Annotated in this window: 7 protein-coding genes; 2 read left to right on the forward strand and 5 right to left on the reverse strand. The window is 66.2% G+C overall.

Annotation, left to right across the window (positions count from 1 at the left end):
• Positions 1 to 34 precede the first annotated feature (34 nt).
• On the reverse strand, positions 35 to 1,732 hold the full coding sequence (gspE, locus tag ACW7G2_RS06005; RefSeq protein ID WP_456973761.1) for a type II secretion system ATPase GspE: 1,698 nt from the start codon (positions 1,730 to 1,732) through the stop codon (positions 35 to 37).
• 222 nt (positions 1,733 to 1,954) lie between these two features.
• On the opposite strand from gspE, the gene ACW7G2_RS06010 reads away from it, so the two are divergent.
• Positions 1,955 to 4,234: a protein kinase domain-containing protein gene (locus ACW7G2_RS06010; RefSeq protein WP_456973717.1), complete on the forward strand. Its 2,280-nt coding sequence runs from the start codon at positions 1,955 to 1,957 to the stop codon at positions 4,232 to 4,234.
• A gap of 138 nt (positions 4,235 to 4,372) precedes the next feature.
• Here the strand turns inward: ACW7G2_RS06010 and ACW7G2_RS06015 are convergent, their stop codons facing one another.
• Positions 4,373 to 4,984 carry an ECF-type sigma factor gene (locus ACW7G2_RS06015; RefSeq protein ID WP_456973719.1) on the reverse strand — a complete coding sequence of 204 codons (612 nt, stop codon included), beginning with the start codon at positions 4,982 to 4,984 and terminating at the stop codon, positions 4,373 to 4,375.
• A gap of 60 nt (positions 4,985 to 5,044) precedes the next feature.
• On the opposite strand from ACW7G2_RS06015, the gene ACW7G2_RS06020 reads away from it, so the two are divergent.
• The gene (locus ACW7G2_RS06020; protein WP_456973721.1) at positions 5,045 to 5,533 is read left to right on the forward strand and encodes a hypothetical protein; all 489 of its coding nucleotides are present in this window, start codon (positions 5,045 to 5,047) and stop codon (positions 5,531 to 5,533) included.
• Between the two features lie 51 nt (positions 5,534 to 5,584).
• Here the strand turns inward: ACW7G2_RS06020 and ACW7G2_RS06025 are convergent, their stop codons facing one another.
• The 3 genes from ACW7G2_RS06025 to ACW7G2_RS06035 all read right to left on the reverse strand — a co-directional run.
• Positions 5,585 to 7,471, reverse strand: coding sequence for a S8 family peptidase (locus tag ACW7G2_RS06025; protein WP_456973723.1), 1,887 nt, complete (start codon positions 7,469 to 7,471; stop codon positions 5,585 to 5,587).
• Positions 7,472 to 7,618: 147 nt separating this feature from the next.
• Entirely contained in the window at positions 7,619 to 9,487 is a 1,869-nt protein-coding gene (locus ACW7G2_RS06030; protein ID WP_456973725.1) for a S8 family serine peptidase, read from the reverse strand.
• 74 nt (positions 9,488 to 9,561) lie between these two features.
• Positions 9,562 to 12,694: YadA-like family protein (locus ACW7G2_RS06035; protein WP_456973727.1), on the reverse strand; the 3,133-nt coding region annotated here is incomplete at its 5' end.

Genomic DNA, 12,694 nt, shown 5'->3' on the forward strand with positions numbered 1-12,694 from the left:
CTCCATGATTGCTGCCGCCAGCAGCCGGAAAACCCTATGCATCTTCCGTGACCCTCAACACTTCCTCGATGGTGGTCACCCCGGCCAGCGCCTTGACGATCCCATCCTCATACATGGTGCGCATGCCGTGCTGGCGGGCGATCTGTTCGATCTCGCCCATGCCGGCGTGGCGCATCACCGCCCGGCGCAGCTCGTCGTTCATGACCAGGAACTCCATGATCGTGGTCCGCCCCAGATAGCCGGTCGAAGTCAGCTCCGACGGGCGCGGGTGATACAGCATGATCTCGCCGTGCGGCTGGAAGCGCCGCAGGCCGAACTTCTCGATCTCTTCCGCGGAGGCCGGATAGCGCTCCGCATGGGTGGGCTCCAGCCGCCGCACCAGGCGCTGGGCCAGGATCCCGTTCACGGTGGAGGTCAGCAGGTAATCCTCCACCCCCATGTCGAGCATGCGGCTGATGCCGCCGGCGGCGTTGTTGGTATGCAGCGTGCTCAGCACCAGGTGGCCGGTGAGCGCTGACTGGATGGCGATGCGCGCGGTTTCCAGATCGCGCATCTCGCCGATCATGATGATGTCCGGATCCTGGCGCACGATCGAGCGCAGCGCATTGGCGAAATCCAGCCCGATCTGCGGCTTGGCCTGGATCTGGTTGATGCCCTCGATCTGGTATTCAACCGGATCCTCGACCGTGATGATCTTGACGCCCGGCGTGTTGAGCTTGGACAGCGCTGTGTACAGGGTGGTGGTCTTGCCCGAGCCGGTCGGCCCAGTGACCAGAAGGATCCCGTGCGGCTGCTCCAGCACCTTCTGGAACTGCGGCAGGAATTGATCGGTAAAGCCCAGCCGCTCGAAGTTGAACACCACCGTCTCGCGGTCCAGCAGGCGCATCACCACGCTCTCGCCGTGCGCGGTCGGCACCGTGCTTACGCGCAGGTCCAGCTCCTTGCCCTGCACCCGCAGCATGATCCGCCCGTCCTGCGGCAGGCGCCGCTCGGCAATGTTGAGCCGGGCCATGATCTTGACCCGGCTGATCACGGCGGCGGTCAGGTTGGCCGGCGGACTCTCGCCTTCCACCAGCACCCCGTCCACCCGGTAGCGGACCTTGAGCCGGTTCTCGAACGGCTCGATATGGATGTCGGACGCGCGCAGCTCCACCGCCCGCTGGATCACCAGGTTCACCAGTCGGATCACCGGAGCTTCGCTGGCCAGGTCGCGCAGGTGCTCCACGTCGTCCATGTCGCCCGCCTCGCCATCGGCGGTTTCCACGATCGCGCCCATCGCGCTGCGGCCCTGGCCGTACCAGCGCTCGATCAGGTCATCGATTTCCGAACGCACACCCACTACCGGCTGCACCTGGCAACCGGTGGCCAGATGCACCGCCTGGATGGCGTAGTTATCGAACGGATCGGCCATCCACAGCACGAGTTGCGCCTGCGATTCGCCCAGCGGGCACACGTGGAACTGGCGCAGGAACCGTGGTGACAGCGGCTGCGCGCCCTCGATCAGCTCCGGCGGCTCGCCGGGAAGCTCCTTGCCCGCCACCAGACGCAGCCCCAACACGGCGGCACAGGCCTCGGCATGGTCACGTTCGGATATCAGCCCCAGCCTGCCGAGCAGGCCAAGCAGGCTGCCCCCGGCCTCATCATGCAGGCGTTGCGCGCGTGCAAGGTCGGGTTCCTTCAGCTTGCCCTGGTCCAGCAAGGCCGTAATCACGCGTTGTTCGGCCGACGCCACGCCGGGCGCCTGCCCACCGGCAGGTCTGCTTCCTGTCGCCGTATCGAGGGCTGGATTCACAGCGCTGGTCCTGTCTGCGTTGACTAGCGCAACTGTACAACGTCCGGGAATGGATCTTCCTCGCGCCGCTCCGGATGGCGCTGGCTATACTCCGGATGAACGGAGCAGGCTGGGGAGGCTGGTATTCCGTCCACTCCACAGCGTTTCCGGGGGGAAAGGAATATGGACGCGACGCGCTGGAAGCGTGTGTGGGAGCTGTTCGATGCAGTGGTGGACAAGCCCCACGCAGCGCGCGCGGCAACACTTGAGACACTGGAACCGGAAGCGCCCATCCGCGAAGAGGTGCTGGCCATGCTGGCCCAGGACGATGCGCCAACCTTGATGACGGACAGTGCCGCTGTCGCCAAGCCGATCCTTTCACCAGGCACCATGGTGGGCCCCTGGCGCATTGAATCCTTGCTGGGCCGCGGTGGCATGGGCGAGGTGTATCTGGTCACCCGCACTGGCGAAGACTTCGAGCAGCGCGCCGCGCTGAAGCTGATGCTGCGCATGGAGTCCGACAAGGACCGCGCACGCTTCGCCGCCGAGCGCCGCATCCTCGCGCGTCTGGAACACCCCGCCATCGCACATCTGCTGGATGGCAGCGAATACCAGGGCACGCCGTACGCGGTCATGGAATACGTGGATGGTCAGCCGCTGAACGAATACGCCCGCGGGCTGCCACTGCCACTGCGCCAGCGCCTGGAGCTGGTGCTGCAGGCCTGCGATGCGGTTGGCCATGCGCACCGCCACCTGGTGGTGCATCGCGACCTGAAGCCGGGGAACATGCTGGTGACCGGCGACGGCCAGCTCAAGTTGCTGGACTTCGGCATTGCCAAGAAGCTGTCGCCCGATGCGCAGGCAGCGGCCGATGTCACCCAGGTGATCCGGGCATCTCCGGACTACTGTGCTCCCGAGCAGCTCGATGGCGGCACCATTTCCACTGCCACCGACGTATACGCGCTGGGCGTGATCCTGTTTGAACTGCTCACCGACGCGCGTCCGTGGCAGCTGGGCGGAATGCCCCTCATCCGTGCGCTGGAGCGACTGTCACTGCAGGACCCACCGCGGCCCAGCAGTCGACTGCGCGGCTCGGCCGCCCGGGCCCTGCGCGGGGATCTGGACAACATCGTGCGCAAGGCGCTGCAACCGCAGGCGGACCAGCGCTACCGCACCACCGACGAACTGGCTGACGACATCCGCGCCCATCTGGCGCAGCGTCCGGTCAAGGCCCGCAAACCCACCATCCGCTACGTGCTGGCACGCGCTTTCCGCCGCCACAGCCTTGCGTTCGCGCTGGCGGGCGTTGCCCTGGTGAGTCTTGCGGCGGGAGTCACCGGCGTGGTGCTGCAGGGCCGCGAAGCCGCCATGGAGCGCGACCATGCCCGGCGCGAGATCGCACGCAATGACGCAGTCCGCCAATACATGATGCTGATGTTCCGCGCCGCCGGCGAGCTGCAGGGCGAGGGCGACATGACTGCACGGGACGTACTGGAGCGTGCTGCCATGCAGGTGGGCCAGCACTACGGCGACGACCCCGTTGCCTATGCGGATGTCTCGCTGGCCCTGGCTGAACTGTTCTTCCAGATCAACGATTACACCGGCGCCCGCCCACTGCTTGATCGACTCGTGGAAGGCGTCGCAGGCGCCCAGCCCGACGTGCGCGCCATGGCCTTGCACGACCTGGCCCAGCTCAGCTTTCGTGAGAGCCGCACCGACGACGCCTGGAGCCTGCTGCAGGAAGCACAGTCATTCTGGCAGGCCGAGCCCCGTCGCTATGGTTCCGAACTGCTGGAAAGTCGACTGCTGCAATCGCAGCTTGAGCATGCCAATGGTGACGTCGATCTGGCACTGCGCACGCTGGAAGAAGCCCTTCCCCAGCGGATCGAAATGTCCGGCGAGGTGCACCACCAGACGGCGGTGCTGGCGAACAACCTGGGCATTGCCTATTTCCAGTCCGGCCGGCTGGAAGATGCTGCACGGCAATTCCGGCACGCGCACGAACTATGGCGGACCCTCGGCGAGGATCGCAGCGCCGACGCGCTCAACACCCTCAACAACTGGGCCGCCGCGGAAGCACGGCTGAGCCGTCCCGAATCTGCCGTCAAGATCATGGAAGAAGCGCTCGCCCTGCGCCGTGAGCTGTACGGCCCGTCGGGGGCCAAGGCCGCGTTGATGAACAACTTGGGCAAGACCCTGATCCAGCTGGACCGGCATGCGGAAGCCATTCCACTCCTGCAGGCGGCGATCGACATGGGCCGCATCCACGCCGGCGGGGAAACCGGCGCGATCGTGATCTCCGCCAGCCTGGGATTGGCAGAAGCGCTGGCGGGAACCGGACAGTCCGGACCGGCACAAAACCTCATCGATGAGGTCGGGCCGCGCATCCTGGAGACCTACGGCGTGCCACACGTTTTTTCAGCGATGCTCTCCATCGCCCGCGCCCACGTACACCGTGGATGAGGTCGCCAATGCCATGCTCCAGGGGGCTCGCCAGGAACTGACCGGGTTGGGGCCTGGCGGCGCGAACCTGCTGCCGCAGCTGGACCGGCTGCAGCAGTGCTGGAACAGTGGACCCGGAACTCCTGTCCCGGTGCCAGCTCAGTCCATCGCGTCGGAGTAATCCGCCAGCCGGCTCGCCAGCCAGGCGCGGGCTTTGACCCAGTCCCTGCGCACGGTGCGAGTGGTGATACCCAGAATGTCGGCAGTTTCCACTTCGGTATAGCCGGCGAAATAGCGGCACTCCACCACGCGGGCCAGCCGAGACTGGATCTGCGAAAGCTCTTCGATGGCCTCCCCAATGGCGACGCCCACTTCGTCCGCCTCGCCCGACCACAGCGTCTGCGTTTCCATCACGTGCAGTGCTTCATCCAGCGACAGCGGAACCACGCCCTCCCCGCGACGCAACCGCGAGCGCGAACGCGCCTGGTCAATCAGCACGTGGCGCATGGCCACCGCGGCTGCGGCCAGGAAGTGCTTTCTGCTGGCCCAAGGCCCACCACGCAGCATCTTCAGATAGGCCTCATGGATCAGCGCCGTGGTCTGCAACGTGCCGCTGCGTGGCATCTGCGCGCGGATGCCACGCGCCGCGCGGCGCATGTCCGGGTACAGGAGGGGGGCCAGCTCTACCGCACTGGCGCAGATCTCCATCGTTGCCTCGTCATCCAGCATCACTTCACCCCCCATTGCGGCCCGTCCTTCGACGGCGGCCATGAATGTCCTTTTCCAGGCCCGGTTCAACGTAGACGACTATAGGACAGGAGGACAGCCACCATGCATCCCAGGTTTCCAACGCTTGCCATCACGGCCCTCATGCTCCTCAGCTGCAGCAGCGATCACGCCCCGGCCACCGGCCAGCGACCGGAATCCATTGCACCCATCGTCGCCGCCACGCCTGCCCCCGGGTTGGCAGCGGGAAGTCATGACACCCCCACCCGGGTGGTGAGTACGCAGTTTCCGTTCCCGGTCATGCCGGACTGGGTGGAGTGGCAAGGCCTGGAATCCCACGACCTGATGCGCCAGGTGCTGTCCACCACCTGGCTCCACGATGGTGACCCGGCAACCCAGGCAGCCGCGTACCGCCAGCGGCTGAGCGCGTCGGGCTACCGCATCGGTCCTGGAGAACTGTCAGGCAATACCGTGGCGGCCTTCACCGGCATGGGATCCATCGCCGGACAGCCCTATCGTTTCGCCATTGATTTTTCCCATGCGTCCGCCGGCGAACAGCACGTGGTGCTGGTATTCACGCCCTGCACTGCATGAAAAACCCCGGCCGGAGCCGGGGTCGTTGGAGCATTTACGTACTGCGGCAGATCAGTTGTGGCGGGCTTGCAAGGTGACGTTGCTGTAGGCACCTGCCAGCTTGACGTAGTACGTGCCTGCTGCCGGGTTGTTGATGCGTACCGTCTCGTTGTTGCCCGGACGGGTCGAGCTCCAGTCGGCCGCCTCAGCACCCGGCTCCGCATCAAGACTGACGTACAGCGATACATTGCCACTACCGCCACTGGTGGTGATGCTCAGCGGACCCTTCACGCCAGCCGGCACTTCGATCGCATACAGCGTCTCGCCGCCGACCGTACCCGAAAGCCCGCGCACCGGCACCTTGTTGGCGATTGGAGTGGCTTCGATGCCGGGCTCCTCACACTCTTCCACCTCCGGGTCGCAGGGCACTTCGATGGCCTTGTCGAGCAGTGCCTTCAGGTCGAGGATGCCCGCACCTATCGGTGTACCGACCGGTGGCGCCACCGGGAACGCGCGCGCGGTGCTGGTCAGCAGGTCGCGCATCTGCTCCCAGTCCAGCGGCGTGTCCACCACGCTCTGAACCATTGCCGCGGCGGCAGCAACGTGCGGGGACGACATCGACGTGCCGGCCTTGCCGCCCAGGACCCAGTCGTCTTCCACAGGGCCCTGCGTGCCGCGGTTGATCACCTGCCAGACATAGCCGTTCGGGTTGCCGTCGACGCCACCGCCGCCGCCGGGCGCGGACAGGTCCACGCGGGCACCGTAGTTCGAGTAGCCGGCTTTGTTACCTGCAATACCGGTTGCGCCGATGCTGATCACGCCCTCACACGAGGCCATCGTGTAGCTGCCCGCATTGGCGTTGTCGTTGCCCGCGGCCACCACGATGATCGAGCCGCGGGCGTTGACCTCGTCGATCGCATCTTGGTAGTACGCCGGACACGCCGCCGGACCGGCACTGCCCAGACTCATGTTGAGCACCTCGGCGGGGTTCTCGTTGTCCGGCAGGCCCGGCACTGAACCGCCGGCGGCCCACACCATGGCGTCCGAAATATCGCTGCCGAAACCGCCGCACGATCCCAGTACCCGGATCGGCATCACTTTCGCGCCATGCGCGATGCCGGCCAGCCCGGTCCCGTTGTTGGTTTCCTGGGCAATCGTGCCGGCAACATGCGTTCCGTGCCAGGAGCTGTTGCTCGGGCCGTGCGGCGGCGCACCAAGCGGTACGCAGTAATCCTGCTCCGTCCACGAGCCGACGTCCCAGCCACCGGCAACACGGCCGTCGGCGGCGCGGCGCGACACTCGCGCATCGCTGATCATGTCGTAGCCCGGGATGACGTTAGCCGCCAGATCCAGGGTGTCCTCAGTGATGCCGGTATCCAGCACCGCGACCACCACGCCTTCACCTGTGGAAATCTCCCACGCCTCTTCCGCCCCCACGCCCCCGGCAGCGTTGTAGAAGTTCCACTGGTACTGCGCGTAGTTCGGATCGTTCGGTGCAGCGGCCGGAGCCGCCGTCGCCAGATGGTGATAGAGCCGGTCCACCTCGACGCGCTCGACCGCCGGGTCGACGGACAGCTCACGAATAAAACTTGCCGATTCGGCGTCCGTCAGCATCCGCGATGCGCGCACAACCTGCCAGCCGGGCGTCGCCATCTTGCGCAGCACTGCCGCGGACACTGCTACCCGACCACCGGAACCGCGGGTGGCGGGCAACGTGCGGTCAAGGCCTGCCCGCGACACGGCCGCGCCCAGCACCCGCGACGCAGCGCGACTGTCGGAAACCATGGACGGCTGCCGGTACTTCACCACGAAGCGCTGGCCTGCCGCAGCGTGCAGTTCGGCCTGTGCGGCCTCGCTCACGTGCCCTTCCGGAATCGGACCGGACGCCAGTGCGGCAGGCACTGCTGCACCAGCGATGAGGATTGCGCCAATTGCCAAACTGATCTTGTGCTTGTTCATAGCTGTTTCACCTCGATTGGCATTTCAAAGGGACCGGTACTGCCTTGGTGCAGTGCTGCCTATTGGTTGACGCTTGGAACCTCCGGTTATCCAGGGGGGCCCCCGCCGAAGCCGGGGCCCCCTGGAGCGTTTACATACGGCGCAAGATCAGTTGTGCCGTGCCTGCAGCGTCACGTTGCCGTAAGCGCGCTCACCGGCCAGCTTGATGTAGTACACCCCAGCCGCGGGGTTGTTGATACGCACCGTCTCGTTGTTGCCGGGACGGGTCGAACTCCAATCCGCCGCATCAGCAGCCGGCTCCGCTTCGAAGCTGACATACATCGATACGTCGCCCGTGCCACCGCTGGTGGTGATGCTCAGCAGCCCGGTCACGCCTGCCGGAACTTCGATCGAGTACAGCGTCTCGCTGCCCGCTCCACCGGCCAGGCCGCGCACCGGCACCTTGTTGTGCAGCACGACGGCTTCCGGCGCCGGAGGTTCGCACTCTTCCACTTCCGGATCGCACGGCGGCGGCGGACCTTCGATCGCGATAGTTACCGCGGCATCTGCGTCAACGATGCCGGTACCGATCGGCTTGTCCACCGGTGCCGGGAACGGACGCGCGGTGTCCTTCAGGATCGCCTTGACCTCGTCCGGGCTCAGCGCGGTTTCCGACGCGGATATTGCCAGGGCAGCCACGCCCGCGACGTGCGGAGAAGACATCGAGGTGCCGTAGTAGTACGCATAGCCCGGACCGGCCGGAACGGTGGTGCCGGTGTCCACGGTCGAGAGCACCTGCTCCTCGTTATAGTCCCAGCCACTGCCCATCGGCGCGGCGACGTCCACCCGCACCCCATGGCTGGAGCCATGGCCTGCCTGGGTAGTGCCGCTGCTGGCAACGCCGCCGCGGCGTCCCAACGGGCCCACGCCGCCAACCACCACGATATCGTTCGAGCAGTTGCCCATCGTGTAACCCACGCCGTTCGCCTGGGTGACGTCAGCATCGGAGTTCCCGGCGGCCACAACTACGGTCACGCCCTGCTCATGGGCGAAGGCAAGCGCATCCACGAACAGGTTGGGACAGGCAGAGGGGCTGTTACCACCCAGGCTCATGTTGATCACGTCGGCCTTGAATTCGTTGTCCGGCGCGCCGTTGACGCTGCCACCTGCGGCCCACACGATGGCGTCCGCGATGCCCGCTGAACCGCCACCGCACTTGCCCAGCACGCGCACCGGAAGCACCGCCGCATCGGGCGCCACGCCGGCCACGCCAACGCCGTTGTTGGTCACCGCGGCCACGGTGCCCGCCACGTGGGTGCCGTGCCAGGAACTGCTGCCCACGCCGCAGCCCTCGCTGCCGGTGGTGAAGTCACCCGGATCATAGCCACCCGCGATCCGGTCGACGAAGTCATAACCCTCCTCGAGCAGGACGTTGGCGTCGAGGTCCGGATGGGACACCACGCCGGTGTCGAGCACGGCCACGATCACGCCTTCACCCGAGGCCTTGTCCAACGCGGGCGGCAGATTGACACCACCACCGCTCTGGTCGGGCGTATGCAGGCCCCACTGCTCATTCCAGTAGGGGTCGTTCGGCTCAGCCAGCCGCACCAGGGTCATCTCCGGCTCCACGTACTCGACGTTGGGGTCGGCGGCAATCTGCTCAATAAGCGCCTTTGCCTGCGCATGGTCCAGACGCTGGGAGAAGCTGATGACATCCGCACCCACCGCAAGACGACGCTCATGTCGGGCTTGCAGCGGCGCTGCGCGCAGTGCTCCAACGCCCGCTCGGCTGGCCGGAGCGACCCTGCCCGCAGCCGTATTGACTGAACGCAGCAGCGTTGCGGTATTCGCCTTCTGGGCGCTGCCGTCCCGGTACTTCACCACGAACCTGTCGTAGGTCTCTCCCTGTTGGAGCACGCCAATATTGGCCCGCACATAGTCGATATTGTTACCCGCAAGCGCGGGGGCCGCACCAAACGCCGCTGCCATCGCAACGGTCAACGCACACAGAGTCAGCTTCTTGTTATTCGACCGCACATTCCTCTCCTGGTTCACCTTGGTTGATCAATCTTCACGAAGTTCCATCGCGAAATTTTCCCGGCTTCGGCTGATCACCAGCCGAAGCCCGCGCCCACGCCCACCGACTTCTCGTCACCACTGAAAGCACCACCGACGGTGATCGTTGCGCGCTCACTGAGCGCACGCTGATAGCCCACCGAAAGCGCGCTTTCCCCTCCCTGGAAGCCGACACCGACACCAACCCGGTTCTGGGTGCGGATGCCGGCCGCGCTGGTGGCCATGTTCAGCATGGCCGCGCCCATCGCGCCCTGGCGGTCCATACGACGGTCCACGTCATGGAAACGACGTTCCACGTCGCCGCGGAAGGTGTCGAAGTTGTCGTTCCACACCGCCATCCGCTGGTCGGTATAGGCATTGGCAGAGCTCAGGGTCTGGGTGGCTGTGGAATCGGCGTACGCCTTGGCTTCGGCAACGCTTGCAGTCACTTGGCCGACGTTGGCCGCATCGGTGGCGGTGGTACCCGCCGCCACGTTGACGATCTGACGCTCGCTGCCGGCGCTACCCACGGACACCGTGTTGGCACGGTCTGCCACAGAACCCTGGCCCAGTGCCACCGCACCCTCAGCGGTCACCGAAGCGCCCTGGCCGATGGCCGTCCCCGATGCCGCGCTGACGCTGGTGCCCTCACCCACCGCCACCGCATTGGTGGCGTCGGCGGTGATGGTGGCATTGGCACCGACCGCGGTGCTGCCATCGGCATCGACCCTGGCGTTGCCACCGATCGCGATGTCATTCGCACCATGTGCGTAGGCATCACCGCCGATGGCAATGGCGTTGGGGCCGCCAGCGTTGGCACCGGAGCCGGCTGCCACCGCACTGCTGCCATCAACGATGGCCGCATCGTCACCGCCCTCGCTACGCCCGCCAACAGCAACGCGCTTGTTGGTGCCCTGGCCGCCCGCCGTCACACCTTCCACATCGTCCAGGCGTCCATCGAGCATGCCAATGTGGCTATCCAGTGCAGCCAACGCCTCACCCACGTTGCCGTAGTAGCTACCCTGCACCGAGAACACGGTGCCGATCAGGCGGCCGCTGGCATCAACCACGGTATTGCCGCCAAAGGCGGTCGCCACCGAGTTCATGGAGGCATGCATCTGGCCACCCGTCACCGCGTCCGTGCTGGTGGCATTGATGCGGCCAGCCGTGAGGTTGGTCAGTCGGGTGCCGTTCTCGCCGGCCAGCGTGGCCACTGCGCGCGAGTCATCGTCATAGGCAATGGCATTGGCTGCAACTCCCGCGACGTCGCCGATGCGGCCGTCCAGGTCATCGACCCGGCCTTCGACCACATCCACCCGCTCACCGACCTGCGTGACCTGCTCGTTGGTTTCGAACAGCTGGCTGCCGGTGACGGCATCGGTGCTGTCGGCGCTGATCTCACCGGCAGCCAAGTTGGTCAGCAACGTGCCTTCCTCCCCGGTGAAGGTCACCACGCCCTGATCGGCATCGTCATACATCACGACGCCTTCGGCGAGCGTCGTCACCTCGTCAGAGACCGCTGCCAGCTGGCCCAGATTCACCGCGTCGGTCTCTTCAGTACCTGCCGCAACATTGGTGATCTGGCGCTCGCCGCCCGCATGGCCAACCGACACGCTGTTGGCACGGTCGGCCAGCGACGAAGCACCGAGCGCCACGCTGTTGTCTGACGTTGCCTCCGCGTAGGCGCCCAGTGCTACGGAGGCGTCACCCACTGCCGATGCTTGCTCGCCGGCGGCAGTGGCATTGAAGCCTGCGGCAATCGCGCCGACTCCGGCCTCATCTTCACCCGCAGTTGCTGCGAAGAAGCGGTTGCCTTCGGCGTCGACGGACGCGATCGCACCGGTGAGCTGGTCCAGGTTCACCGCATCGGTGCCCTCGGTACCGGCCGCCACGTTGGTGATCTGGCGCTCATTGCCAGCCCAGCCCACGGACACGCTGTCTTCGCGATCAGCCATCGAGCCCGCACCCAGCGCAACGCTGTTGGCGGCAGACGCATAGGCGCCGTAGCCGAGCACCGTGCTGTCATCGGCTTCCGCCCACGAAGCTGCGCCTACCGTAGTGGAGTTCTCGCCATCGGCGCTGCTCATCCAGCCCAGCGACGTGGCTTGATCCCCAGTTGCCCAGGCTCCGGCACCCAGCGCGGTGCCACCGTCACCGAGTGCCTCGGTTGCAAAGAAGCCATACGCCATGCCGCCGATTGCGATGCTCTCCTCGCCGCCGGCAACGCTCGATTCACCAATCGCAATGCTGGCGGTTCCAACCGCCGCGCTCATCGTGCCGATCGCCGTCGAGTAGTCACCGATCGCATTGGACACTGCACCGAAGGCCGACGACTGGTCACCCGCCGCATAAGCACCCACGCCGGTCGCCGTCGATGCAAAGCCCGAGGCCTCGGCGCTGGCGCCGACCGCGGTTCCGCCCACCCCGGCACTGGTCGCACTGGTCTCGATCGGATTACCGCTGCCATCGACCAGAAGAGGATCCCCATTCTCGTTGACCGCACTTCCGCCGACCGCCACGCTGGCGGCACCATCTGCCTGCGCACCGGCACCAAATGCGGCGCTGTTCTGGCCCCAGGCACTCGCATTGAAGCCCACTGCCGTCGCGTTCTCGGCCTGCGCCATGGCGCCACTACCGAACGCCGATGCGCCCATTCCATAGGCATCGCTCGACGCACCAATCGCTGTCGTGTAGTCGCCATCGGCGAAGGCGTCCGAGCCGGCCGCGGTCGCATCCTCGCCGAACACGTAGGCTTCGCCTGCGCCGGTGGCGCGGAAGTACTGCGTGTCTCCTGTCACCGCTTCCAGCTGCGCCAGGTTCACCGCATCGGTGCCCTCGGTGCCCGCTGCCACGTTGGCGATCTGCCGCTCGTTGCCGGCCGAGCCCACCGATACCGTGTTGGCACGGTCGGCCTCCGACTCCGCACCCAGCGCAACGCTGTTGGCCGCCGAGGCGTTAGCCAGGAAGCCCACCGCGGTCGAGTCGTCGGCCTGCGCGTAACTGCCGCTGCCCAGAGCGGTGGAACCATCGCCGTCCGCATAGGCCAGCGTGCCCAGCGTGGTCGACTGCACGCCGGTCGCCTCGGCCAGCGTGCCCACGGAAGTCGCACCAAGCTCCGTCGCCCAGGCACCGTTGCCCAAGGCTGTCGACGCCACCCCACTGGCTTCCGTCGTCTGGAGGATGAAATCC

The organism is Luteimonas sp. A277, from assembly GCF_054052045.1.